At 69.8% G+C, this 25,576-nt stretch carries 15 protein-coding genes and 4 pseudogenes; 6 read left to right on the top strand and 13 right to left on the bottom strand.

Annotated features, from left to right (window positions below):
- Window positions 1-322 precede the first annotated feature (322 nt).
- Window positions 323-1,333: a LacI family DNA-binding transcriptional regulator gene (locus tag ACFV6V_RS03135; protein ID WP_385558360.1), complete on the bottom strand. Its 1,011-nt coding sequence runs from the start codon at window positions 1,331-1,333 to the stop codon at window positions 323-325.
- Window positions 1,334-1,698: 365 nt separating this feature from the next.
- Here ACFV6V_RS03135 and ACFV6V_RS03130 point away from each other — a divergent pair, with 365 nt between their 5' ends.
- A complete protein-coding gene (locus ACFV6V_RS03130) occupies window positions 1,699-4,758 on the top strand; it encodes a glycosyl hydrolase (protein ID WP_385558249.1) in 3,060 nt (1,019 codons plus the stop codon).
- A gap of 460 nt (window positions 4,759-5,218) precedes the next feature.
- Here ACFV6V_RS03130 and ACFV6V_RS03125 read toward each other — a convergent pair whose 3' ends face one another.
- The 3 genes from ACFV6V_RS03125 to ACFV6V_RS03115 all read right to left on the bottom strand — a co-directional run bounded on the left by ACFV6V_RS03125 (window position 5,219) and on the right by ACFV6V_RS03115 (window position 8,059).
- Window positions 5,219-6,115: a universal stress protein gene (locus ACFV6V_RS03125; RefSeq protein ID WP_385558246.1), complete on the bottom strand. Its 897-nt coding sequence runs from the start codon at window positions 6,113-6,115 to the stop codon at window positions 5,219-5,221.
- A 153-nt stretch (window positions 6,116-6,268) separates the two neighbouring features.
- Entirely contained in the window at window positions 6,269-6,904 is a 636-nt protein-coding gene (locus tag ACFV6V_RS03120; protein WP_385558243.1) for a hypothetical protein, read from the bottom strand.
- A gap of 285 nt (window positions 6,905-7,189) precedes the next feature.
- Window positions 7,190-8,059: a universal stress protein gene (locus ACFV6V_RS03115; protein WP_385558240.1), complete on the bottom strand. Its 870-nt coding sequence runs from the start codon at window positions 8,057-8,059 to the stop codon at window positions 7,190-7,192.
- Window positions 8,060-8,410: 351 nt separating this feature from the next.
- Here ACFV6V_RS03115 and ACFV6V_RS03110 point away from each other — a divergent pair, with 351 nt between their 5' ends.
- On the top strand, window positions 8,411-9,280 hold the full coding sequence (locus tag ACFV6V_RS03110; RefSeq protein WP_361281854.1) for a universal stress protein: 870 nt from the start codon (window positions 8,411-8,413) through the stop codon (window positions 9,278-9,280).
- 624 nt (window positions 9,281-9,904) lie between these two features.
- Here ACFV6V_RS03110 and ACFV6V_RS03105 read toward each other — a convergent pair.
- Window positions 9,905-10,630 (bottom strand): response regulator, encoded by a 726-nt coding sequence (locus tag ACFV6V_RS03105; protein WP_385558235.1) that lies wholly within the window; start codon window positions 10,628-10,630, stop codon window positions 9,905-9,907.
- A gap of 391 nt (window positions 10,631-11,021) precedes the next feature.
- Between ACFV6V_RS03105 and ACFV6V_RS03100 the strand changes: the two genes are divergently transcribed.
- On the top strand, window positions 11,022-11,348 hold the full coding sequence (locus ACFV6V_RS03100) for an STAS domain-containing protein (protein ID WP_361281858.1): 327 nt from the start codon (window positions 11,022-11,024) through the stop codon (window positions 11,346-11,348).
- A gap of 147 nt (window positions 11,349-11,495) precedes the next feature.
- Entirely contained in the window at window positions 11,496-11,960 is a 465-nt protein-coding gene (locus ACFV6V_RS03095; RefSeq protein ID WP_385558232.1) for a pyridoxamine 5'-phosphate oxidase family protein, read from the top strand.
- 170 nt (window positions 11,961-12,130) lie between these two features.
- On the opposite strand, the gene ACFV6V_RS03090 is transcribed toward ACFV6V_RS03095, so the two are convergent.
- Together ACFV6V_RS03090 and ACFV6V_RS03085 are read right to left on the bottom strand one after the other, a co-directional pair.
- Window positions 12,131-13,855 (bottom strand): GAF domain-containing protein, encoded by a 1,725-nt coding sequence (locus ACFV6V_RS03090; RefSeq protein ID WP_385558229.1) that lies wholly within the window; start codon window positions 13,853-13,855, stop codon window positions 12,131-12,133.
- Between the two features lie 67 nt (window positions 13,856-13,922).
- Window positions 13,923-14,226: pseudogene (locus tag ACFV6V_RS03085) on the bottom strand (bifunctional acetaldehyde-CoA/alcohol dehydrogenase); the annotation flags it as partial.
- Window positions 14,227-14,483: 257 nt separating this feature from the next.
- Here ACFV6V_RS03085 and ACFV6V_RS03080 point away from each other — a divergent pair.
- Both ACFV6V_RS03080 and ACFV6V_RS03075 read left to right on the top strand, forming a co-directional pair.
- Window positions 14,484-14,708, top strand: a pseudogene (locus ACFV6V_RS03080) (alcohol dehydrogenase catalytic domain-containing protein); the annotation flags it as partial.
- Window positions 14,709-14,716: 8 nt separating this feature from the next.
- Window positions 14,717-15,406 carry a CBS domain-containing protein gene (locus ACFV6V_RS03075; RefSeq protein ID WP_385558226.1) on the top strand — a complete coding sequence of 230 codons (690 nt, stop codon included), beginning with the start codon at window positions 14,717-14,719 and terminating at the stop codon, window positions 15,404-15,406.
- Window positions 15,407-15,995: 589 nt separating this feature from the next.
- Here the strand turns inward: ACFV6V_RS03075 and ACFV6V_RS03070 are convergent.
- From ACFV6V_RS03070 to ACFV6V_RS03045, 6 genes and pseudogenes are all read right to left on the bottom strand, one after another.
- The gene (locus tag ACFV6V_RS03070; RefSeq protein ID WP_385558223.1) at window positions 15,996-18,395 is read right to left on the bottom strand and encodes a phosphoketolase; all 2,400 of its coding nucleotides are present in this window, start codon (window positions 18,393-18,395) and stop codon (window positions 15,996-15,998) included.
- A gap of 496 nt (window positions 18,396-18,891) precedes the next feature.
- Window positions 18,892-19,086: a hypothetical protein gene (locus tag ACFV6V_RS03065; protein ID WP_385558220.1), complete on the bottom strand. Its 195-nt coding sequence runs from the start codon at window positions 19,084-19,086 to the stop codon at window positions 18,892-18,894.
- Window positions 19,087-19,279: 193 nt separating this feature from the next.
- Window positions 19,280-20,724 (bottom strand): annotated as a pseudogene (locus ACFV6V_RS03060) (YfcC family protein).
- Window positions 20,725-20,809: 85 nt separating this feature from the next.
- Complete coding sequence (locus ACFV6V_RS03055) at window positions 20,810-21,508, bottom strand: hypothetical protein (RefSeq protein WP_385558217.1); 699 nt, start codon at window positions 21,506-21,508, stop codon at window positions 20,810-20,812.
- 303 nt (window positions 21,509-21,811) lie between these two features.
- Window positions 21,812-22,813, bottom strand: coding sequence for an ornithine carbamoyltransferase (gene argF / locus ACFV6V_RS03050; RefSeq protein WP_385558214.1), 1,002 nt, complete (start codon window positions 22,811-22,813; stop codon window positions 21,812-21,814).
- Between the two features lie 66 nt (window positions 22,814-22,879).
- Window positions 22,880-24,099, bottom strand: a pseudogene (locus ACFV6V_RS03045) (arginine deiminase).
- Window positions 24,100-25,576 lie beyond the last annotated feature (1,477 nt).

Here is a 25,576-nt window from a genome sequence, read left to right as displayed (position 1 = left end):
TGGATTCACCGACAGGAGGGGGCCGTTGGGAGATTCGGCCGCGAAGGCGACTCGGCCCTGCGGCGATCGGTCGGCTGCGGATGCCCGACTGGAGGCACGCCGGAGAGGGCTGCAGCCGTCAACCACCGAAATTGCGCGACGATGCAGGCGGTTCGCCACCCATCCGAGTCCGGACGACAGCCGGCACCACGCTTCTTCTCACCGATTCATCGAGTCGGCGCGCCGGACGCCTGAAAGGGCGGACATCCGATGCCGTCCAGCGCATCACAAGCACCGGCAGCGGGGCGACAGGACGCGACGGGTGGACGGGCCACCTGCGATCTCAGGAGGACTGGCGCTGCACCAGCACGGTCGGGGTGATCACGGAATCGGCCCGCCCCTGCTCAGGGTGATGGAGAAGGCGCATCAGGAGTCTGACCATCAGGCGGCCCATACCTTCGATGTCCTGACGAACGGTGGTGAGGGCAGGGGACGCACCGCTGGCGACGTCTTCCATGTCATCGAATCCGACGACTGAGACATCCTCGGGGACACGCAGGCCACGCTCCAGAAGGGTGCGCAGCGCGCCCCGTGCCATCAGGTCGTTCGCGGCGAAGACGGCATCGAGTCCGGGGCATCGGTCGAGCAGCGTTCTCATGGCCCTGGCGCCGCTCTCCTCAGTGAAATCGCCGAGCTGCACAAGTGCGGGGTCGGCGTCGATGAGGACGTCGCGGTAGCCGGCTGCACGGTCCACCGCGGAGGTCTGGTCAGGTGGGCCGGCGATGTGCGCGATTCTCCGGCGCCCTGCGGAAACGAGGTGTGACACCACTGCCCGCGCCCCGCCCCTGTTGTCGCAGTCCACGTAGGGGACCCCTGAAGAGGAGCCCGCAGGGGGGCGGCCACCGAACACGGATGGCACCCTGCTGTGGGCTATCAGGTGGGCAAGCCTGTCGTCGCTGTGCAGGGAGAAGGCAAGAGCGCCGTCCACGTGCCCGCCGGAGAGATATCGGGCGATCCGGTCGTGGTCGGACTCTCCCTCCACCCACAGCAGCACCAGCTGAAGATCGTTTGCCGTCAGCTCCCTGCTGATCCCTCGCACCTGCCGCTCAAAGAAGGGATCAGAGAACACCCGGAACTCGGGCTCGGCGATGATCACGGCCACGGCGCCGGTACGTTGGGTCACCAAGGATCGCGCCGCCCGATTGGGAACGTAACCGAGCTCGTCGACAGCCTTGCGCACCTTGTCGATCAACGGCTGTCGCACTCCGGACCCCCCGTTGACCACACGGGACACCGTCGCCCGTGAGACGCCCGCGCGAGCCGCCACCTCTTCGAGGGTGGGGCGGGACGTCATCGTCTGCTCGGGCAAGAGGCTCTCCTGTTCCACGCGCTGAAGTCCGGCGGGCTGCCGTTGCAGCATAGTCCCGCAGGGCGGAAGCATGAGAGCGCTCCCAGCCAGAGGACCCCTCTCCGCACCTCGCGGCGCTTCCTCTGCAACGCCGCGCCCCGTTGGCATACGAAGCGATTCGCGCACTCTGGGCGAGCGAGCCTTCCAGCGCCCCCGGCGGGCACCGAGCCTGATCCCCCGGCGTCGCGATGCACCCTTCAACCCCTTGAAGACCCAGCAGCCGACAAGCGGTCTTGACTCAAAGTATTGACCGCCCCGGAGTGCCGCCCTACGTTGTCGGCGGTTTGAGAGCGCTCTCAGAAGGGCTGCGCATGAGATCTCGCAGAAATCTGTCGTTGTTGACGACGGTTGCTCTTGCCGCTGCAACGCTGAGCACCGTCGGCAGCGGTGCCGCTTCAGCCGCCACCGTGGAGGTGGGCAAGGGCAGCTACAGCGACGTACGGCCCGCCGGCCGCCAGGGGCCGTCGAACAACGGTGGCCAGGAGGTCAAGCCGAAGGTCACCCTCTCCGCGGCGGGCACCCCCGTCCCGACGAACGACTGGTGGTCCTCGCTGGCCTTCCAGCGCTTCTCCGGTAACCCGTGGTCGGAGAACATGTACGGCCACCCCCTCACCTACAAGGCGGTCTCCGGGGGCTTGGAGGTCGGCTACCCGACCACGCACCAGGTCGTGGGAGACGGCCGTCAGTACGAGTTCCCGCACAAGGCCGACCTGACCCTGGGACTCGCAGGTCTCAACTCCCCCGACGCCAAGGCGGACGGGTGGAGCGACTGGACCGTCACCCCGTACTGGAACGACGGAGCGCGCAGTCTGCGGACGACCATCGGTCATGGTCTGCCGTACGTGTACGCGGAAGGCACCGGCGGGGCGGCACAGATCAGCGCCGCGGCCCCGCCGACCGTTTTCGCCGACCAGGGCAACGTCCTCGGTCTCACCATCTCGGGTCATGACTACGCGCTGTTCGCTCCGAGCGGCAGCGACTGGACCGTCTCCGGCCATGAGATCCGGGCGGACCTGGGCTCCAAGAGGTACTTCTCTCTCGCGGTCCTTCCCCGTAAGGACGCACTCTCCCACTACAAGAAGTACGCCTTCAGTTTCGTGACCGGCTCGGAGGTGGCGTGGGAGTACAGGGAGGGCGACGGCGAGGTCAGGGCGACCTATTCGCTTACCACCGAGGCGATGGAGGGAACCGAGACCGGCACCCTGCAGGCGCTCTACCGCCACCAGTGGCTGCACACCACCGACCCGTTGACCGCCTACGGCTACGTCTCGTCACGCGGCGAGATGAAGGTCCGCGAGGGCACCTCCTTCACGACCACGCAGAAGGCGAACGGCGTCCTGCCCGGTCTGCCGAGCGCAACGGGCGTCGACAAGGCGAGGCTCAAGACCTACATCAACGACGTGCTGACCCAGGGCGATCCCTTCAGCGGCGCGATCGACACCTACTGGACCGGTAAGGCCCTGGGTAAGCTCGCCCAGCTCGTCCCCCTCGCGGACCAGGTCGGGGACACCGCCGACCGGGACAAGCTGCTGACCTTGCTCAAGGGCCGTATGGAGGAATGGTTCACGGTCGGTGGCCCCTCCGAGTTCTCCTACGACAAGGACTGGCGCACCCTCATCGGGTACCCGGCCTCGTACGGAAGCGACCAAGAGCTCAACGACCACCACTTCCACTACTCGTACTACGTGATGGCCGCCGCCATCGTGGCGCAGTACGACCCCGGGTGGGCCGCCGACTCCGAGTGGGGCGGCATGGTCAAGGAGCTCATCAAGGACGCCGCGAACCCGGCGAGGAACGACACCAAGTACCCGTTCCTGCGCGGCTTCGACGTCTACGCCGGCCACAGCTGGGCCGCCGGCCACGAGGCGTTCGCGGCCGGCAACAACCAGGAGTCGTCCTCGGAGTCGATCAACCTCAGCGCCGGCCTGATCATGTGGGGCTCGGCGACGGGCGACAGGGCACTGCGCGACCAGGGCGTCTACATGATGATGACGGAGTCGGAGTCGATCGCGCAGTACTGGTTCGACGCCGACCAGCAGGTCTACCCGCAGGGCTTCACCCATGACGTCGTCGGCATGGTCTGGAGCAGCGGCGGCGCGTACGCGACCTGGTGGACCGCCAACCCCGAGGAGATCCACGGCATCAACTTCCTTCCGATGACCGGCGGCTCGCTGCATCTGGCCCGCGAGAAGGCCATGCTGAACCGCAGCGTGGACGAGATGGAGAGGGAGAACGGCGGCCCGGCCGCCGAGTGGAAGGACATCTTCTGGCAGGTCCAGGCTCTCTACGACCCACCCAAGGCCATGAGCCACTGGAACCAGTGGAACGGCGGCTACGTCCCCGAGGCCGGCGAGACCAAGGCCCATACCTACCACTGGGTCGCCACGATGAACGCCATCGGATCGCCGGACATGACCGTCACGGCCAACTCCCCGACAGCCGTGGTCTTCGACAAGAACGGCACCAAGACCTACGCCGCGCACAACTACACGGCCGAGGCGTGCTCGGTGGTCTTCTCCGACGGCGGAGTGCTGAACGTCCCGGCGAGGTCCACCGCGTCCGGCGCGGGCGACGACACCGGGCTCGGCACCCTGTGCGGCGCCCCCGGGGACGCCAAGCCCAGTGCACCCGGCGTCCCTGTCGCCGGTGCCGTCACCGACACCTCCGTCACGCTGACCTGGGGAGCGGCCACCGACGACAAGGGCATCAAGGACTACGACGTCTTCCGCGGCACCACCAGGATCGCCACGGTCACCGGGACCACGCACACCGACACCGGGCTGACCGCCGGCACCCCGTACACCTACAGCGTCAAGGCCCGCGACACCGCCGATCAGGTAGGGCCGGCCAGCGCCCCCATGACCGTCACCACCTCCGGGCCCCCGCCGGTCACAGGCGGCATCTTCTATCTGCACTCCGGCGGCCGGCTGACCACCCAGGCGGCCTCGACCGGTTCCTCGGACACCATCCCGTCAGCGGGCGGCACCAACCATGATGGAACCCCGTACAACCCGCTGGTCTACGAGGTGAAGAAGGTCAGGGGCACCCTGAAGTCGGGCTCCAGCACGGCCTTCACCTTCAAGGTCGACGCCGGCACCCACGTCGGCTACGCCCAGCAGGCCCGGGTCTCCTACGACCTGACCGGCGACGGCACCTTCGACCGTGTCGAGACGTTCCGCTACTTCGCCACCGACCCGATCACCGGCTGGGAGGACTACTCCTCCGCCCGGCAGGGAGCACTCTCCGCCTCGGGCACGCTGGGCGACCTGAACGGCGGCACCATCCGCGTCGAGGTCTGGAGCGCCCTGGGCAACGGTCCTTCCACCATCCAGGTGGGCACGGGTTCCGTCCTCACGACCCCGTTCGCCTGACGGGAACCCGGCCCGGCCTGTGGGAATGCCCCACAGGCCCGGCCGCCCGTACGACCGGCCAAGGCCCGCACCTTCAACGGCTCCCGCCCCGCCCGGTGCCGTAACGAACCGGCACCCCTCACCGCGCTGATCCGACCGCCGACGGATCCGGCCCGATTCGTGCATCCCTGCGCACGCCCGCTGAAGAAGGCGACGACATCGCCCAGGACTCCGAGGGCCGAGCGCAGACCGGCCGCGGATGTCGCCGCCCGGCCGGGCACGCCTTCCCGGACTGGGACGCCGAGCGGGAGGGGGGTGCGGCCGCTCTGATCACGAAGTGGGACGCGGACCCGGACACGGGTGTCCCGCATGAGCGGATCGCGGTGTGCGTCCCGACCAACCAGATGGCGACCGAGCCGCGGTCGCCGAGCCCCCTACGACAGCCACCGTCGTGGTCTATCGCCTTGCACGCTCAACCGTGTCAGTCGTGGGCGACGACGGCGACGGGGACGGCGGCATGGTGCAATACCGCGTGCGCCACGGAACCGATGTGGATGCCGAACGGTGCACGGCGCACGCAACGGCCGACGACGACGAGCGAGGCGTCACGGGAGGCGTCGACAAGGTGGCTGGCGGGGCTACCCATACGGGACATCTCGCCCACCCTGACGTCCGGGTACTTTTCCCGCCAGGGCAGGAGCACCTCGGTGAGGGCGCCTGCCTGCGCACGGGATATGTCCGCGCGGGGGTCGTACCCGCCGGCCATGCCGTACGCGTAGGAGGGCGGCAGGTCCCAACTGTGGACGACGGCGAGGGTGGCCTTGCGACGCCGTGCCTCCTCGAAGGCGAAGGAGATCACCTGGACATTGGAGCTGCCGGTGTCCAGCCCCAGGACGACGGGCCGGAAGCCGGTGGCACCGGACGCGGTGCCGACGGCGTCCTCGAGGTGCTCGGCGGCCTGCCCACCCGCCCGGACCAGGACCACGGGCACCTCGGTGTGGGCGGTCACGGACTGGCCGACGGACCCCATGAGGAAGCCACCGATACCACTCAGCGCGCGGGAGCCGAGGACCAGCAACTCCGCGTCCAGTGCGGCGTCCAGGAGGACACCGGCCGGGATTCCGTTGCGTTGTTCGGTGCTCACCTCGACGCCGGGGTGACGCAGCCGCAGTTCTTCGGCGACCTCGCGGAGGACGCGCTTGGTCCAGTGCTGGCCGGTCTCGGCCCCGAGGAGCGGCGCCTGCGCCATCGGCACCGGCTGCCACACCTGGACCAGTTTCACCGGCAGATCGCGCAACTCCGCCTCACGGGCGGCCCATTCCGCGGCGGCACGGCTCTCGGTCGAGCCGTCGAGTCCCACGACAATCGTTCCGGGCACAGAGCCCACCTCCTGCGTTATCTGATCTGCTTCGAGCATCTCGGTCAGTGGCCGACCGGGGCAGGGACCGCTGGTCCCGGATGGGGGCCGGCAGGCCCTCTTGGCGGACCGGAGCGGTGGGCCCCGTCAGCGGGCCCACCGCTCCGGCGGCGTTCAGCGCAGCCACCTGTGGTCGCGGACGAAGGGGAGCTTGGCCCACGGCCGCCCCAGGCCCAAGGCGTCGCCGGCCGAGGCGGCGGCGAGAGCGATGAGCACCACGGCGTAGACGAGGTGGTAGTCGATGAACGGGTTCGTCGACATGCTCCGTGAGCCGTCCGACAGGTGCTGAGCGGGTGGCCACTCGGCCATCCACATCAGCGCCATCATCACGGTGCCCGCGAGGGCCGTCAGGCGCAGCGCCACCCCGGCGGTGAGGGCGAGGCCGATGCCGAGCAGACCGAGCATGAACAGCCAGTCCGCCCAGGCGGCGCCGGCCCAGGAGTGGAAGGCGGATTCCATCGGTCCGACGGCGACGTGGCCGAGGAACCCCTCGGTGGGCGAGCCACCGTCGATCCAGCCCTTGCCGGACCGGGTGGCGTAGCCCAGTCCGAAGGTCTTGTCGAGGAAGGCCCACAGGAAGACGAGTCCCATCAGCACACGGACCGAGGAAAAGACGTAGGCCCGTGCCGTGTCCGTGTCCGTGTCGATGCGTGCAGGCGCTGCGGACTCCGGGGCGGAGGCGGCCTGGTTCCTGCGCATGGACGGCAGGTGGAATCGGGCCTTCGGGTCGGGGTGCTGGTGCCCGGCCATGGTGATGATCCCTTCGATGACGTTCCGTTCGAGTTCCTGACACCGCGGACTCTCCCGGCCGGCGCCGGGCCGCGCCGGGCGCCAACGGTCCACGGCGGTGGGCTGAACAGCCCTTGGTGAGGACCCCGCCCGCCCTCACGGTCCACGCGGCGCCTTTCGTCGTCGTCGCTGTAAGAGGCCGGGAGGTACCAGCGTGGGCGGCTCGGCTGCGCTGCCCCATCTGCCCTGGGCAGATGCCGCACCGGCGGGCAGCGTCGGCGTGCCCCGCCCGGCCGTCGGGCCCGTTCAGTCGTGTGGGACGACCGCGACCGGGGCCAGGCAGTGGTGCAGGACCGCGTGGGTGACGGCCCCGATGTGGGTACCGATCCGCGCGCGCCGGACCCTGCGGCCGACGACGACGAGCCGGGCGTCGTGCGACAGCTCTATCAGGTCCTGCGCCGGCCGACCCTGGCGGCAGTCGCGCGCCACCACTACACCCGGGAACTTCTCGGTCCAGGCGGCCAGCGCCTTGTCGAGCGCCCGTCGTGCGTCCTCGGCGACCTCCGTCATGAGCAGTGGCAGTGCGCCGCCCATGTCGGGTCCGTAGAGCGCGGGGACAGCCCAGTTGTGCACCACCCGCAGGCCGCAGCCGTACCGGTCGGCCGCACCGAAGCCGAAGGCGAGCACCTCGTCGCTGGGGGCGGACACGTCCAGACCGACCACCACATCCCCCGTAAGGTCCTGCTCGGGCTCCAGGGGGTCGTGCGGGCGAACGAGGACGACAGGTCGCCGCGTGCGGGCGAGCACGGCCATGGAGACCGACCCTGCGAAGAAGCCGGCCAGGCCGCCCAGACCGCGGGAGCCGAGCACCAGCAATTCCGCTTCGTCGGCAGCGGCGCACAGCAGCTCCACCGGGTCGGCGGCCACCCACTTCGTCTCGACATCCAGGCCCGGATGGCGGCGCCGCAGCCGCCTTTCGGCGGTGGCGAGCGTACGCTCGCCCCATCCGCGCGCCGTCGCCGGGTCGACCAGACAAGTGCGCGGGTCCTCGTCCCTGCTCCATGCCCGGAGCAGCCGCAGCGGCACCGCGCGGCGCAGTGCCTCCTGGGCGGCCCACTGCGTGGCGGTGAGGCTCTCCTGGGATCCGTCGAGGCCGACGGTGACGGTGCGGGACATGGGGACTCCGTAAGTCTGGCCGCCGGCAGAGCCGGATGCGGCGTACGTGGACTGAACTGCACAGCCCCTCAAGGGAGTTGGCCGTCCGGCACTCCGAGGCGCCATGCTGGGCGGGCCTGCCCTCACACCGTGGTCGGCCAGGGTGGTTCGCGCACGGGGCCGGAGGTCCCTGTCATGGGCCAGTGGGCCTCCCGGCCGCGCATCACCGGCTGGACGGCCCCGACGCCGTGACCGAACGGCCGGGAGACAGGGCCGATGGGCCCTCCGCGGATCGCCGCCTTCGCACGGATGCTGAGGACGGGAAAGGGCGGCCAAAGCGGCGTGCCCGTCGAACCGTATGGAGGCACCCTCATGACCAGCAACATCACCGTAGGAGTGGACGGTTCCGCGGAGAGCCTGGCAGCGGCCGGCTGGGCGGCACGCGAAGCCGAACTGCGCGGGATGCCGCTGCGTATCGTGCACGCCTGGCTCTGGCAGCCGCTGGACGTCCCGGTCGTCCAGGACAGGGAGACGCAGGCCAAGTCCGCCCACACGGTGCTCCGAGAAGCGGAGACTCACATCGCTGGCCGTCACCCGGCTCTCACGGTCACCGCCGAAGTGGTCCAGGACACCGCGGTCGCCGCTCTGCTGAGGGAGGCCGAAGCGTCCGAGATGCTGGTGCTGGGTTCGCGGGGGCACGGGGCGTTCGTCGGCTTCCTCCTCGGCTCCTACGGTCAGCAGGTGATCGCCGCCGCGAAACGGCCCGTCATCTCCGTGCGCGCCCGTGGCGGGCAGACGCAGGCGCAGGGCGGCGAGATCGTCGTGGGCCAGCAGGGCACGCCGGAGGACAGCGACGCTGTGCTCGGTTTCGCCTTCGAGGAGGCGGCCGCACGCGGCGCGGCCGTGCGTGCGGTACGGGCCTGGAACCTGCCGCCGGTCTTCGCCTACAGCCCCGGCTCGATGTGCCTGGCGGACGAGGCGGGCGGACTGGAGCCCTTCGAGAAGAAGGCGCTGGCGGAGGCCCTCGCCCCGTGGCGGGAGCGGTTCCCCGACGTCCCCGTTACCGAGCACGTCGAGATCGGCAGCGCGGGACAGGTACTGCTGTCGGCCGTGTCGAACGCGCAGCTGCTCGTGGTCGGCCGACGGACGCGCCACGCGCCCGTCGGTACCCGCATCGGATCGGTCGCTCACGCCGCCTTGCACCATGCGCCCTGCCCCGTCGCTGTCGTTCCGCACGACTGACCGTCTCCCGGTGGCGGGGGCCGAGCACATGGCCGGCCCCCGCCATGAAGACGACACCGCCGGGACCGCCGAAGCGGCCGGATCGCAAGGCGATTCCACGACCAGGAACGCATTCCGGGCCGAGCTGTCGTCGCTCGCCGCAGAGCCAGCCTGCGCACCAGCGAGGTCAACCCGTCCGAGACCCGCCAACGGGCCAAAGCGCCCTCGATCACCTGGGTCATGTGCAGCCCCGGCGTGTAGGCGTCAGGGGCGCCCAGTACATCGAAGCCGACCTGACCCGGGGCAGAGCTCGCCTGTGAAACGAGCTCAGCAGGCGTCCGCCTGACCACAGGCCGGATTCCGCATGACGCTGACGACTGCCGAGTTGGCCGGTCGCCATCAGCGACTCGCCGACATCAATCATGCGACGGCGCGGCAAAGGGACTTCCGGACCCGCCTCGAAACGACATCCACGACAGGTGGCCCGTCCAGACGTCGCCGGATGTCAGGGCGCGAAGGAGTCCGGCGGCCGCGCCCGTCGTGCTCTTCGTAGGCCGGGATGCCGACAGCGGCCCCTGCTCGGCTCCGGCGCGTCACGGAGCAGGGGCCCTGTCATCAGTACGCATCCGCGTACGAAACTGGCGTTCAGCCTCGCGGGCGGGCTTCCCGCCCGGCCGAACCGGCCTGGTCCTTCTGGGCGGCCAGTGCCTGGGTAGCGATGACGGCGGCCTGCACCCGGCGTTCGACACCCAACTTGGCGAGCAGCCGCGAGATGTTGTTCTTGACGGTCTTCTCCGCCAGATACAGGCGCTTGCCGATCTCCCGGTTCGTCAGACCTTCTCCCACTAGAGCGAGAATCTCCCGCTCCCGCTCGGTCAATCCGGGCAGCCCCTGGCGCTGCTCCTCCTGGGGGGATCCGCCACGCAGCCGGGCCATCACCCGTGCCGTGGCGCCGGGGTCGAGCATGGACTGGCCCGAGGCGACCGTGCGCACGGCGGTGACCAGGTCCGTGCCGGTGATCTGCTTGAGGACGTAACCGGATGCGCCGGCCATGATCGCGTCGAGCAGCGCCTCCTCGTCGTCGAACGAGGTCAGCATCAGACAGGCCAGGTCGGGCACGCGCGACCGCAGTTCCCGGCACACGCTCACGCCGTCCCCGTCCGGCAGCCGCACGTCGAGGACAGCGACCTGCGGGCGCAGTGCTGGCACCCGCACCAGTGCCTGCTCGGCCGTACCGGCCTCCCCGACCACGGTCAGGTCGGGCTCGGCGTCCAGCAGATCGTGCACACCGCGACGCACCACCTCGTGGTCGTCGAGAAGGAAGACCCTGATCGGTGCCTTCTCGGTGAGGCCGCCGCTGCTGTCTGTCATCGCACACTCCGTGTTCGCCGAATTCTCCGCCCCGAGGGGCTCCCTGGGTATCCTGTCGCGCGAGCGGGACCATCGCCCAGGGCCGGACGGCCCCCATGCCCCGGCCAGGCCCGGCAATCGCCGGTACCCGATGCCGCAAAGGCCGGCGCACCCCCTGTGGACGACGATCACGAGCCGGATGAACGGCATCCGTCGGCGCCCCCGTTGTGCGGCCCTCCGTTCCCGCTGCGACGACGAGGCATCGCTGGCGAGGGGCCTTCGGCCCCATGGTGAGGGACCCGCCGGACCTGCTGCCTTCGCTCGCGGTCCGGTTGACTTCCCCGCGTGCGCCGGCACGGCCGGGGCAATGGCCCCGGGACACCGCTTGGATCAAGAAAGCAGGGCTGCCGCCATGACGACGCCCCAGATCAGCCTGACCACGACCCCGCTGGACCACAGTACGACGGCGGTCGCCCTGGCCGGGGAGCTCGACCTGTACACCGTTGCGCACATCGAGGCGGAGCTGACCCATCTCACGCGGGAGACCGCGCGCGAACTGGTGCTCGACCTGGCAGACGTCACCTTCTGCGACAGTTCCGGCGTGGCGCTGTTCCTGCGCATGCACCGCCGGTGCGTGGCTGCCGGTGTGCGCTTGAGCCTGTGCCGCATCCAGTGGCTTACTGCTCGCGTCGTCCGCGCCCTGGGTGTGCACCACGTCGTGCCCTGCTCCTTCGCCTGACCCCTCGGAGAGATCCGGCCTGCGGCGATGGCCGAACCGGCGCGGCTGAAAGGTCCGTTCGGCCCTACTGAGGCAGCGTGCAGCGGGAGACGCTGGCTGGAGGCAGCGAAGTCGTCCAGGGCCGAGCTGGAGCAGAAGGTGGGCACGATGAAGGACGAAGCCACGCACACCATGGTGGACGGCCACCGTGAGGCGGTGGCGCCCCGGCGGACAGAACAGCTCGGCCGTGTCGAGGGCCTGCGGCTGCTCGGCAGCGTCTCGCTCGGGCGCATCGTCTTCACCCATCAGGCCCTGCCGGCCATCCGCCCGGTGAACCACCTCATGGACGGCGAGGACATCATCGTCCAGCTGCACGACGGCGCCACGCTCGCCTCCATCGTGACGCCGAACCAGGCCGCAGGTGTCGTGGTGGCCTACGAGGCTGATGTCATCGACCTCGAGACGCACGTCGGCTGGAGCGTGGTGGTCACCGGTTACGCCCACGGGGTCACCGACGAGAGGGAACTCGCGCGCTTCGCAGCCCGTCTGCGCCCGTGGGCGCAACACCCCGCCATGTATGCCGCATTGCGTATCCGGCCGGACCTGGTGACGGGCTTGCAGGTCATCGCGTAGAGCCAGTCGCACCGGATGACCGAGTCCTGCGACGGCAAACGCCGCTGTCACCCCGACTGCGGGCGCCTGTTCCACGGCGGCCCTCAGAACGTCGGGTGGGGCCGCAGACGGGCCGCCGTCCCCGGCCTGCACCGGAAGGATCGGATGTTCGCCTGCTGGGAAGCGGGCGATCAATCGCCAGGGCCGGAGGCGAGAGGCGCGCGCCACACCAGCCGGCTGCCACCCTCGTCCGGGCGCCCGATCTCCACGGTGCCACCCACTTTTCGGGCCCGCTCTTCGAGGTTGTTCAGGCCGCTGCGCCGGCCGTCGGCAGGAATGCCTCTGCCGTTGTCCGTCACGGTGAGGAGGACTTCGTCGGAGGTGGCCTGCAGGACGATCTCCACCCGGGTGGCGTGTGCGTGGCGGGCGGCGTTGCTGAGCATTTCGGTCAGCGCTGCCGTGACGTGATCGGCCACCTGCGGCGGTACGTCCGTGTCCAGCAGGCCCTCCATGCTCAGGCGGGGCGGGAACCCGAGCACAGTCGCCGTCTCGCCCACGGTGCGGGCTATGCGCGCCCGCAGGCTCGGTCCCGTGTCCTCCTCGCGGGCTTGCAGGCCGAAGATGGTGGAACGGATGATCTTGATGGTCTCGTCGAGGTCTCCGACGGCGCGCGAGACCCGTTCGGCGGCGCCCTCGTGCTGCACGAGGCGTGCGGCGCTCTGCAACGTCATGCCGGTCGCGAACAGGCGCTGTATGGCGAGGTCGTGCAGGTCCCGGGCGATGCGGTCGCGGTCCTCCAGGAGCGCGAGCTGCTCGGCGTCGCTGCGGCGTTCGGCCAGCTCGAGGGCGAGCGCGGCCTGTCCGGCGAAGGCCAGCAGCGGCTCCAGTTCGGCTCCGGTGAAGACCGGCTCTCCTTGGTGGCGGGCCAGCAGCAGCACTCCCCGGGTGTCCTTGGCTGCTGTGCCCAGGGGGACGGCGACCGCCGGGCCCAGGCCGTCGAAGCGGCCGGGCCCGGCGCTGTACCGGTCGTCCTCGGCGAGGCCGGCCGTGGTCACGGGTGCACCGGCCTGGTAGGCGGCGCCGGAAAGGGTGCCTTCGACCGGTACGACAAGGCCGCGGCGGGTGTCGTCGTCGGCACCGATGGCCAGCTCGACGACGAGGTCGTCCGTACCGGCCACGGGCACGGACACGTCGGCGAGCGTAGCCTCCGTGATCTCCCGGGCTCGGCGGGCGATCAGCTCCAGGACCTCCAGGCGCGGGCTGCCCGAGAGCAGGCTGTTGGTGATCTCCGCGTTCGCCTGCAGCCAGCGTTGCTGGCGCTGCGAGGCTTCGTAGAGCCGGGCGTTGTCGATGGCGACCCCGGCGGCGACGGACAGCGTGGAGATCACCGACTCGTCCTCAGCGTCGAAGTCCATGCCCCCGTGCTTGTCGGTCAGGTAGAGGTTGCCGAAGACCTCGTCGCGGACGCGGATGGGCACGCCGAGGAACGTCCGCATCGGCGGGTGGTCGGAGGGGAAGCCGTAGGACGCCTCATGGGCGCCGAGGTCGGTCAGGCGGAGCGGTTCGGGATTGCGGATGAGCTCGCCGAGGATGCCGTGCCCGGCCGGCAGGGGCCCGATCCCGGCGCTCTCCTGCTCTGTCAGGCCGACGGTGAGGAACTGCGACAGGCTCCGTCCGTCGGGGCCGATCACTCCGAGCGCCGCGTACTGGGCATCGACCAGCAGTGCGGCGGCTTCCACGATCCGTCGCAGCACCTGCGCAAGGTCCAGTTCGCGGCCCACCGAGACGACCGCCTCCAGCAGGCTGTGCACCCGGTCCCGGGTGCCGCGCGCGGCGTTGATACGCGCCTGCAGTTCCTCCAGCAGCTCGTCGAGCCGCATCTGAGGCATCCGCGACAGCGGCTCCTCCACACCCACCGGGCCTCCTCCGTCGATCCCCCGCCCGTACCGGGACAGCCTATCGGCCGTGTGGGTGGACGGAGGGTCAGGTCAAGGGCAGTGGCCGGGGCCCGGCGTAGTACGCGGCGCGCATGATGTCCTCCATATCGTCGAGCATCGGCATGCGCGGGTTGGCCGGGGCTCACTGGTCCTCGTAGGCGTTCAGCGCCGGCTGAGGCAGATCGCCGATGTATGCCGTCTCGTCGATGCCCAGGGCGCGGAAGGACGGGGCGATACCGACCGCGTCGCGCAGCGCTCCACGGCGGCCGCGTAGGAGGCGACGCCTTCCGCGGGGATGGAGGCGGGCAGGCCCAGTAAGCGGGGACGTCCTGGAAGCGTTCGGAGGCCCGGTGCCGATGCAGGTGGCGCCAGCGTGCGGGCTCCCGCCTGCCCCGCGGCAGGGGTCGAAGGGGGCTGTCCCAGTGCCATTGGGCCCTCGTCTCCCGCACGCCGAGTGGCCCGACAGATCACGGGCCGAAGGGCCCGCGGTACAGGTCCTGACCGGTTCTGTTCGCCCTCCCCACCGCGGCCCACGCTGGTGGCGACGACAAGCAGGAGGAACGGGCGATGGAGGCAGCAGTGGTGAAGACCCTGAGAGAGCCGTTGGCAGGTGCGCATCCGCGTCGAGGCGTCCGGGCTGTGCCATACGGACATTGACGCGGCCCACGGTGACCGGCCGGTCAAGCCCTCTCCGTTCGTAGCCGGGCACGAGGCCGTCGGCGTCTATCGAGGACTCGGGAACGGGATCGCCCCGGGACACATTCCCTTTGTGCCGGGGACGACCGTGGTGCCGCGGGCGGAGGCCAAGAGCTTGTCAGGCGAATGGAGATGAGAACCGTGGTGAAGCACCGGACTGTGGGCGAAGTGATGTCGAGCGAAGTGGTCAAGGCACATCCGGACACCTCCCTCAAGGAGCTGGCCCGCCTGCTCACGTCCCACCGCATCAGCGGTCTGCCGGTGGTGGACGACGACGACAAGGTCATGGGCGTGGTCTCGCAGACCGACCTGACCCGGCGACAGGCGGCTCGCGGCCGGACCGGGGCCGACCGGGACCGCGTGCTGGGAGCCCTGAGGAGGATCGCCCGCGCTCGCCCCACCGCCCCGGCCCTGACGGCCGGCGGGCTGATGTCGAGTCCCGCGGTCACCGTGCATCCCGAGCAGCGCGTGGTCGACGCGGCGCGCATCATGGAACGCTGCCACATCGACCGGCTACCCGTCGTGGACGAGGAGGACCGTCTCATCGGCATCACCACACGCCGCGACCTCCTGAGCGTCTTCCTGCGCACCGACGAGGAGATCCGCGAAGACATAGCAGGCGCTGTCTGCCTCCACGGTCCCGCTGACGACGCCGGCAAACTCCACATAGATGTCCGAGACGGGGTCGTCACCATTGAGGGCGCCGCCGGACCTGAGATCAACACCATGGCGCTGATCCGGGCCGCATGGCGAGTCGACGGCGTCGTCGGCGTGGTCAACCGGCTGGCGGCCGACCGGCGAGACGCCTCGTCCGTATGGCCGAGCGAGCTATAGCAGTTGGACCTTCCGGAACGCTGGGGGCAAGTTTGCCCGGATGCTGAGCCCCTGGCCATGGAAGGAACTGGCCATGGAAGAAGGCGCGCTGCCGATCATCACCCGCCCCAGGCGCAGCGCCGAACTCGTCCACCGCTTCGACGCCTGCCCCCCCTGACCGCCCACACCCTGCCGATCGTCGAAGCCCGTACCCGGTTCTGCCGCTGGTGCGCCACGCGTCACACCTCATCAGGGATGTGCCGCTCTCACCGAGAGGCACCAGGCGGTCGGCCTGGCGCGTGCGGCGAGCCGGACGGCCCGGTGTGGCTGCGGGCACGCGGGATGCCCCCAAGTCCTTGAGAATGCCGGGAGCCGGGTGGGGGGGTGCCAGGGCCGTTGGACCCCCGCAGCCGCCGGAAGGCACTGCACGAGCGGCGGCACCCGCCGCCGCGTCGCGGTCGCCTCCCGCTCCGCAGGGGAGGCTGACGTGATGTGCAAGCGCGGGCTCGACTCCCGCCCCTGAGCGATTCTGCGGGTCGGGCGAGGCCGCGCTGGGGTGCTGCGGCGGCCTGCCCGAGACGTCCGGGGTTACGGCGTGTGGACGGTGGGATCAGGCCGGGTACCGGTCGTAGCCCCAGGTCCAGTCGGCGACTTCGGGCATGTCAGTGCCGTGCTCTCGGATCCAGGCGTGGTGGCGGACGCGGGCGTCCGCCATGGCCTGCCGTACGCTCACGGCCCGTACGGCGAGGCCGGGAACGCGGTCGATCACGTCCATCACGAGGCGGTAGCGGTCGAGGTCGTTGCGTACGACCATGTCGAAGGGGGTCGTCGTGGTGCCCATCTCCTTGTAGCCGCGGACGTGGAGGTTCGGGTGTCCGGCGCGGCGGTAGGCGAGGCGGTGCACGAGCCAGGGGTAGCCGTGGTAGGCGAAGATCACCGGCTTGTCGCGGGTGAACAGGGCGTCGTATTCCAGGTCGGTCATGCCGTGCGGGTGTTCCTCGTGGGGCATGAGCCGGGTCATGTCGACGACGTTCACCACGCGCACGGCGAGCTGGGGCAGATGGCGCCGCAGGAGGCCGGCCGCCGCGAGGATCTCCTGGGTGGGTACGTCGCCGGCGCAGGCAAGGACGACCTCGGGCTCGCGCGTGCCGTGCTCGCTGCCTGCCCATTCCCACACGCCGGCGCCGCGGGCGCAGTGCGCGCGGGCGTCCTCCAGGGAGAGCCAGTCGAAGCACGGCTGCTTGCCGGCCACGATCACGTTCACGTAGTCACGGCTGCGCAACGCGTGGTCGGCGACGGACAGCAGGGTGTTGGCGTCCGGGGGCAGGTAGACGCGGACGACCTCGGGGCTCTTGTTCAGGACGTGGTCGACGAAGCCGGGGTCCTGGTGGGAGAAGCCGTTGTGGTCCTGGCGCCACACATGGGACGTCAGCAGGTAGTTGAGGGAGGCGATGGGCGCGCGCCAGTGCAGGGCGCGTGAGGTCTTGAGCCATTTGATGTGCTGGTTGACCATGGAGTCCACGATGTGGACAAAGGCTTCGTAACAGGAGAACAGCCCGTGCCTGCCCGTCAGAAGGTAGCCCTCCAGCCAGCCCTGGCACGTGTGCTCGGAGAGGATCTCCATCACCCGGCCGTGCCGGTCGAGATGCTCATCAGTGTCCAGGACCGGGTCCTGCCATGCCTTGCCGCTCGCCTCGTACACGGCCTGGAGGCGGTTCGAGGCGGTCTCGTCGGGGCCGACGAGGCGGAAGTCGCGGCGCTCGCCGGTGGATGCCATGACGCTTTCGAGGAACTGTCCGAGTACCCCGGTCGGCTCGTGGCGGGTCGCGCCGGGCCGGTCCACGGGGACGGCGAAGCCTTCGAGCGGAGGCAGGGGCAGGTCCCGCAGGAGCAGGCCGCCATTGGCGTGGCGTGTCGCACCGAGCCTCCGTTCGCCCTCCGGCACGCATTCCAGCACCTGGGGGCTCGGCCGGCCGGTCTCGTCGAAGAGCTTCTCGGGACGGTACGAGCGCAGCCACGCTTCCAGTTGGGCCCGGTGGTCGTCGTTGTCGCGGACTTGCGCCAGGGGCACCTGGTGGGAACGCCAGGTGCCCTCGACGGGCACGCCGTCGACCTCGGCGGGGCCGGTCCAGCCCTTGGGAGTGCGCAGGACGATCACCGGCCAGCGCGGCCGTCCGGCGGGGGCGCCGGTTCGGGCTTGGTGCTGGATGCGCCGGATGTGGTCGAGGGCCGTGTCCATCGCGGCGGCCATGGCCTGGTGGACTTGGCGCGGGTCATCACCGGTTACGTGCAGGGGATCGTGGCCATAGCCGCGCAGCAGCTCGTCGAGCTCCGTCTCCGGCATCCGCGCAAGCACGGCGGGGTTCGCGATCTTGTATCCGTTGAGGTGGAGGATGGGCAGGACCGCTCCGTCGTGGACGGGGTCGAGAAACTTGTCGGAGTGCCAGGAGGCGGCCAGCGGTCCCGTCTCCGCCTCGCCGTCGCCGATGACGCACGCCACCAGCAGGTCCGGGTTGTCCAGGGCGGCGCCGTAGGCGTGCGACAGGGAATAGCCCAGTTCGCCGCCCTCGTGGATCGAGCCGGGGGTTTCGGGCGCCACATGGCTCGGCACTCCGCCGGGGAAGGAGAACTGCCGGAACAGCCGCGCCATGCCGTCCTCGTCACGGCTCACGTCCGGGTAGACCTCGCTGTAGCTGCCCTCCAGCCAGGAGTTGGCGAGAACGGCCGGCCCGCCGTGTCCGGGACCCCAGACGCAGAGTGCGTCGATGCCGTGCCGCTTGATGATCCGGTTGAGGTGGGTGTGCACGAGATTGAGCCCCGGGGAGGTGCCCCAGTGGCCGAGCAGCCGCGGTTTGATGTGCACCGGTTCCAGCGGCTTCTTCAGCAGAGGGTTGTCCATCAAGTAGATCTGGCCCGCCGAAAGGTAGTTGGCGGCCCTCCAGTGCGCATCCAGCGCACTGAGCTCCTCGTCGGTCAGCGGTACGCCGTCCGGCCGCTCGTCCTTGCGCATGCTTCCTCCGTCATGTGTGGTCGCGGGCGGCAGGCGGGAGCCGGGCCGGCGTAGCCGAAGCATGCGACGCGCCGCGCCGCAGGAGTGCGGACCGTCTCAGCAGCGCCCCGGGGCATGGGACCTCCCGCGAGTCCACCGACCCCACGGCCGGAAGTGCACCCGCCGCCTCAGACACTGACACAGCAAAAGCCGCGCGGTAAGGGCCGGATGGGCCCACCCTGCTCCGCCCGGGCGGACCACAGCCACGTGCCTGCTCTGTACGAGGCAGACGGGATGGACACCGGCACGAGCCACCGCCCCGACGCCGGGCGTGGAGCCGGGGCTGTCACCCACACGAGTCGCGCCGTGGAGCGTCAGAGCAAGTGCACCTGCCCCGTGACTCCCGGGAGTCAGTCTTGGAACTGGGCGTGGGGCCAAGTGACTGGACCTGCGCCATGGTTGGGTATCAGGACGGCATCCGCACCGGCACTGTCCATTCCGCGCGGAGGGGGCGGGCTCACGACGCCTTCCCGGAGTGGGAGTCGTGGCCGTACATGTTCGTGGCGGCGACAAGGGCGAGCATCCCGACCGCCATCATGATCAGTCCCACCAGTGGCCGGTCAGCACCGTCCCATTGCCAGTCGACGGCGAACACGAGAATCGCGCCGAGCCCGATCGATGTGACGGCTCCGATGACCAGCAGTCCGAGCATGTGGCCCACCTCCTTGGAACGGCTGATGGGCGCCCTGCCCCTGCCAGATCTCACTGTCACCGAACAATGGAGCGGCTCCCAGGGCCTGATGGCCCGTCCGGCGCGCCCATGAGGCCCGCAACGCGCGGTGGACACAGTGGTGGCCTGGCAGGCCGAGAATCGGGCTGCCAGGCCCGGGACATCGTGACGGGACTCAGCTCAGGGCCGCGCCGAGTGCCAGGAAGCCGGCTACCGCCACCAGCAGTATGCCCATGAGGGGCGTTATGAAGCGCAGGTACTGGTCGTAGCGGACCTTGGCCAGGGCAAGGCCGCCCATGACGACAGCGGAAGTGGGGGTGATGAGGTTCACCCATCCCGAGGCCGACTGGTAGGCGGTGACCACCAGGGCTCGGCTGACTCCGGCGAAGTCGGCCAGCGGCGCGAGGATCGGCATGGCGAGCGCGGCGTGGCCGGAGGAGGGGACGAAGAACGCCAGGGGGAGGTTCACCACGAACATCAGGACGGCGAACACGCCGGACGATGTGCCGGACACCGCCCCATGCAGGGTGTTGAGGATGGTGTCGGTGACGCTGGCGTTGTTCATGATGACGGTGACACCCCTTGCCAGCATGACGATCATGGCCGCGCCGATGAAGTCTCCCGCTCCGGCGGTGACGGCCTCCGCGGTGCCCTTCTCCCGCAAGCCTCCGATCAGCCCGACGAGGACGGCCGCGACGATGAAAAGGGCGGCGAGCTCGGGGAAGTACCAACCGAGTGTAGGCAGGAAGGTGACGTGCAGATCCGTCCAGGGGACCACAGCGAAGATCATGAAGAGGAAGGTGGCCGCGAAGAGGCCCAGGACGGCGCGCTGACGACTGGTGAGCTCCACCTGGTCGCCGCCTTCGGTCTGGAGACGACGGTCGTCCTCGGTGAGCAGGGTCAGGGAGCGGGAGGGGTCGGCGGTGACGCGGCGGGCGTAGCGCAGCAGGTACGCGGCTGCCAGCGTCGTCAGGCAGGCCCACATCGCCAGGCGCAGCAGGATGCCGTCTCCGGTGCCGATGCCGGCGCTGTCGGAGGCCACTCCGGTGGCGAACGGGTTCACGGTGGAGGCGAGGGTGCCGACTCCCGCGCCGACCATGATGACGGTCGCGGCGACCATGCGGTCGTAGCCCAGGCCGAGCATCAGGGGGATCATGAGCCCGTAGAAGCCGAGGGTTTCCTCCGCCATCCGTAGGTGGTGCCGCCGAGGGAGAACACCGCCAGCAGGACGACGAGCAGCACCGCTCTGTGGTGGCGCAGGCGTTGAGCGAGACGGGCCACCCCGGCGGTGAGGGCTCCGGTGCGCATGGTGACGGTGATGAAGGCCCCCACGGCCAGGATGAAGAGGAACACTCCAGCGGCGCCCGCGAAGGTTCCGGTGCCACCGGGTGTGGTGAGACCGCTCTGGGTGTCGGTGACGCCGTACAGGCCGTTGACCGGTGAGAGGAACAGGTCCTTGAGCCGCTCCCAGAAGCCGGTGGTCACCTCCACCGACCGGTAGGTGCCGGGGACGGGGCTCCCGTCCTTGGTGTCGTAGCGTCCGGCGGGCAGCACGAAGGTCAGGGCCCAGACCGCGACGGTGACCGCTATCAGGACGGTGAACGCGGAGGGGAACGACAAGCGCCGCTTCGTGGGTGCGGTGCCGGCCGTGTCGGCGGTGGGCTCGGGGGCTCTGGGGGGTGGTGCCGAGGCTCATGTCAGGTCCTCATGTGCGTCGAGGCGGCCGTCGAGGTCGCGGCCGGTGGGTGTGACGACGGTGCCGGCGGTCCCGTCGAGGATGGCGCGGGCGTCTTGGAGGGCGCCGATGGCTGCCGTGCCCCCCCGTGAGTTCCACGAACCGGCACACGGCGTCGACCTTGGGGCCCATCGATCCCGCTGGAAAGTGCTGGGCTCGCAGCGCTGCGGGGGTGGTTCGTCCTATGGGTTCGGCCTCAGGGGTGCCGTAGTGGAGGGAGACGTGGGGGACGTCGGTGAGCAGCAGCAGGGCGTCGGCGTCCAGCGCCTCGGCCAGGAGGGCCGCGGTGAGGTCCTTGTCCACCACCGCTTCGACTCCGGTCAACTGCCCCTGTCCGTCCCGGACGACCGGTACGCCGCCGCCTCCGGCGCACACGGCCACCGCTCCCGACTGGAGCAGCAGCCGGATCAGGCGGGTCTCCATGACCCTCTGTGGGCGGGGTGAAGGTACGACACGCCGCCAGTGCGTGCCGTCCTGCCTGACCGTCCAGCCCCGGTCGGCCGCCAGCCGTTCGGCCTCATCCCGTCCGTAGACGGGGCCGACGAACTTGGCCGGGTCGGCGAAGGCGGGGTCGGCCGCGGAGACCAGGGTCTGGTTCAGCAGGGCGCACACCTGGCGGCCGGGAAGGGCGTTCTGCAGGGACTGCAGGAGCCAGTAGCCAGTAGCCAATAGCCAATAGCCAATAGCCAATCATGCCCTGGGTCTCCGCGCCCAGGACGTCGAAGGGGTAGGGGCTGCTCAGGGAGCGGTCTGCGGCGCTTTCCAGTGCGAGGACGCCGACCTGGGGCCCGTTGCCGTGGGTGATGACGAGCTCGTGCTCGTGGGCGAGCGGGGCGAGGGCCGCCACGGCGGCGCGGACGTTGGCGAGTTGCACGGCGGCGTCCGGGCGCTCCTGGCGGCGGAGCAGGGCGTTGCCACCCAGGGCGACGACGACACGCATGAGTGTTCTCCAGGGGGTGAGGGGCGGCCGGGTCAGTCGGCGAGGGTGGCGACGAGAACCGCCTTGATGGTGTGGAGCCGGTTCTCGGCCTGGTCGAACACGATGGAGTGGGAGGACTCGAAGACCTCGTCGGTGACCTCCAGCACGGTCATGCCGGTGCGGGCGGCGATCTTCGCGACGACGGTGGTGTCGCCGTTGTGGAAGGCGGGAAGGCAGTGCATGAACTTCACCCGCGGGTTCCCGGTCGACTGAAGGACGGCGGAGGTCACCTGGTACGGCTTGAGCAGGGCGATGCGTTCGTCCCACAGCTCCGGCGGCTCCCCCATCGACAGCCAGACGTCGGTGTAGACGAAGTCGACCCCGGCCACCCCTTCGGCCACGTCCTCGGTGAGCGTGATCCGTGCGCCGGTGCCGGCTGCCACCTTGCGTGCCTCGTCCACTGTCTCCGGGGCGTTGTGCAAAGAGCCGGGACCGACCATGCGTACGTCCATGCCGAGCATTGCCCCGGTGATCAGCAGGGAGTTACCGACGTTGTTCCGGGCGTCCCCCAGATAGGCGATGGAAACCTGGTGCAGCGGCTTGTCGGTGTGCTCCCACATGGTGAGCACGTCGGCGAGCGACTGGGTGGGATGCCACTGGTCGGTCAGCCCGTTCCACACCGGCACGCCGGCGTACCGGGCCAGCTCCTCCACCAGGCGCTGGTCGCTACCCCGGTATTCGATGCCGTCGTAGTAGCGGCCCAGCACCCGGGCGGTGTCCTTGATCGACTCCTTGTGTCCGAGCTGTGAGCTCGAGGGCTCCAGGTAGGTCACGTGCGCGCCCTGCTGGTGGGCGGCCACTTCGAACGCGCAGCGGGTCCTGGTCGAGGTCTTCTCGAAGATGACGGCGATGTTCTTGCCATGCAGCCTCTGCTCCTCGCAACCACTGCGACGGTCCGCTTTGATCCGCGCGGACAGCTCCAGCAGGTGGCGGAACTCCACCGGGGTGAAGTCGAGTTCCTTGAGGAAGGTGCGGTGGCTCAGGTCGACGGTCATGCTCTGGCTCCTCGGGGCGTGTGTCAGGGGTATGGCAGAGGTGGGGTGTCCGGGCGCCGGAGTGCGTCAGGCGGCTTCTCGTTCGATGGGGCAGCTCATGCACCGAGGGCCGCCACGGCCTCGGCCGAGCTCGCTGCCGCGTACGGTGATGACCTCCAACCCGTTCTTGCGCAGATGGGTGTTGGTGGTGACGTTGCGCTCGTAGGCGACGACCACCCCGGGCTCCACGGCCAGCACGTTGCAGCCGTCGGCCCATTGCTCCCGCTCGGCGGAGCGCACGTCCTGGCTGGGTGTGAGCACGTTGATGGACGGCAGGCCCAGGGCGTCGGCGATGGCCTGGTCCATGTACTCGGGTGCGTGGTCCGTGATTTTCAGTCCCTGCCCGCCCGTGCCGGGTTCGATCGTGGACACCGGCAGCATGCCCAGGCCGGCGTAACGGGTGAAGGTGTCGCCGCTGACCATCGTCATCACAGTGTCCAGGTGCATGAAGCTGCGGCGCTTGGGCATGTTGATCGCCACCACCCGCCGGGCGGAGCCCGCGGCGAACATGCGCAGTGCCAGGTTCTCCACGGCCTGCGGAGTGGTGCGCTCGCTCATGCCGACGAGCACGGCGCCGTTGCCGATGACGAGGACGTCGCCACCCTCGATGGTGACGGGGTGGGCCCCCTCACCCTCGGTCCACCGGTGGAACTCGCCCTTGCCGAAGAGGGGGTGGTGGCGGTAGACGGCCTCGAAGTGGACCGTTTCACGGCGGCGGGCCCGCTTGCTCATCGGGTTGATGCTCACCCCGTCGTACGCCCAGCACGATGTGTCGCGCGTGAACAGGTGGTTGGGCAGCGGTGCGAGGAGGAAGTCGTCGGGGGCCATGGCCTGGAGCCGGACACTCGGTGTGGTCCCGACGCGCTCGAGCAGTTCACCCTTGGTGACACCACCGATGAGGCAGGCGGTCAGCGCGGTCGGCTCGAGGGAGTCGAAATAGGCGCGGAAGTGGTCGGTGGCCAAGGCCCCGAACTCGCGCTCGTCGAAGACGCGACCCTCAGCTGCCGAGCGGCGGGCAGTGCCAGCGTCTCGGTCAGCAGGTCCGCGAAGAGATGGACACGCACTCCGCGGTCGCGCAGCGTGTCGGCGAAGGCGTCGTGCTCCTCTCGGGCCCGCTTGACCCACAACACGTCGTCGAAGAGGAGCGCGTCCTTGTTCGTGGGAGTGAGCCGCTTCAGTTCCAAGTCCGGCCGGTGCAGGATGACCTGCTTCAGACGGCCCGTCTCGGAGTCAACGTGAAAAGACATAGAGCCCCCGTGAGGTCGGTGTCGAAGTGCCGCGGAAAGCAAGGCACATGGCGTGCTCCCCGGCGTCTGCGTGACGCCGGGGAGCACATGAACCCTGTCACTCGCGGCCGGCTGAAACCGGACGGCAACAGTCCCCGGTGGCAGGCCGTGCGGTACCGGCGGTGAGGGCCCGTTGGGCCGAGGTCGCAGGGCCCTTCGGCTCTGGGTGCCGGACGGAAGGACAGGCGCACGGGACGCACGGTCTGGGTGTATCGGCCCCGCTGGCCGCGCAGGGCTCCCGGCGACCTGCTCCACTGCGCGCCTCTTCGCGGTACCACGGCCACAGGAGCCCCGCAGTGGTGCAGCGGCGTGCGTGACGGAACCTGGGTCGGCGCCGACCTACGACCGGCGGGCGCGGCGGCGATTCCGCCCCTCGGGAGACTTCGTCCGCAGCGTCAAGGCTGCCGACTACACGCACTTCGACACGGGCTACCCCTCGATCCCCGTACACCTGCGAGCGCCCGGCACCCACGCTGGCCGCGAGTCCGGACAGAAGGCGCAGATCATGGATCTGGGGGTAGAAGATGATGTCGCACCCGAGGAGACGCTCCACCGGCGTCCTGTTCGCATTGGCCACCAGGAGAGTGCGGCCGTGCTCTTGAAATCTGCGCCACGCCACGTGGCTGGTGCGCTCCGTCAACCATCCGAGCATGCGCTCCGCGTCGTGAGCCACCAAACGACACAAATCTGGCCGAGAGTAGCGGCCCGGGCCGCTACCGGATGCACGACCTCGTCCGGATCTACGCAGGCGAACAGGCGGACCAAGAGTTGCAGGCGGAAGCCCGCGCCATAAGACCGCAGACTCTCGCGGTCGAGCAGCAGCAGAGACTCGTCCGTCGTGATCGCGGCTCAGCGGTGGGGCGAAGGTGAAGGACGTTCCCCCGCCCCGGCCGACAAGCGGGCCAGGATCCGGGCAAGTCCCGGGCCGGCCCGCCACCATCCACCCGAACCGCCTCGCGACCTGGTACACAGCCTGGTCGGGAGGCGGCTATCCGACAATGACACCCCATCTGGGAATGCGTCCGGCGAGCGTCAAATGAGCGTCAAGATATCGCCCGCAACGCCCCCAATGCACATAACACACACTGGGAAACCTGCAGGTCAGACGCCCTTTGTGATGGGTTCAAGGATCGCCACGCACTCCACGTGGTGCGTCATCGTTTACACGTCACAAGGGCCCAGCCCTGGAAAAACTGCTGGTCAGAGGCGGTTTACCGGCTCTGCGGGTGGGCTGATTTCGGGCCCGAGCGTCAAACGAGCGTCACGGTCAGCAGGCGCCAGCTGTCGCCATGTCAGGCCTGTGGCCGGGCCCCGAGTACCCCCACCCACCCGGCGAGGCAGCAATCAGCCACACAAACGATCACGGGAGAAGGTAGCAACGCCCCTATCATGCCCTGTCCGGCGGCAGCTCGTCGAGCGGGCCAGATCCGAGGAATGT

It is taken from the genome of Streptomyces sp. NPDC059828 (genome assembly GCF_042731955.1).
Classification (GTDB): Bacteria; Actinomycetota; Actinomycetes; order Streptomycetales; family Streptomycetaceae; genus Streptomyces.
Note: the sequence above shows the minus strand (reverse complement) of the source record. Positions and strands in the feature narration are given on the sequence as shown.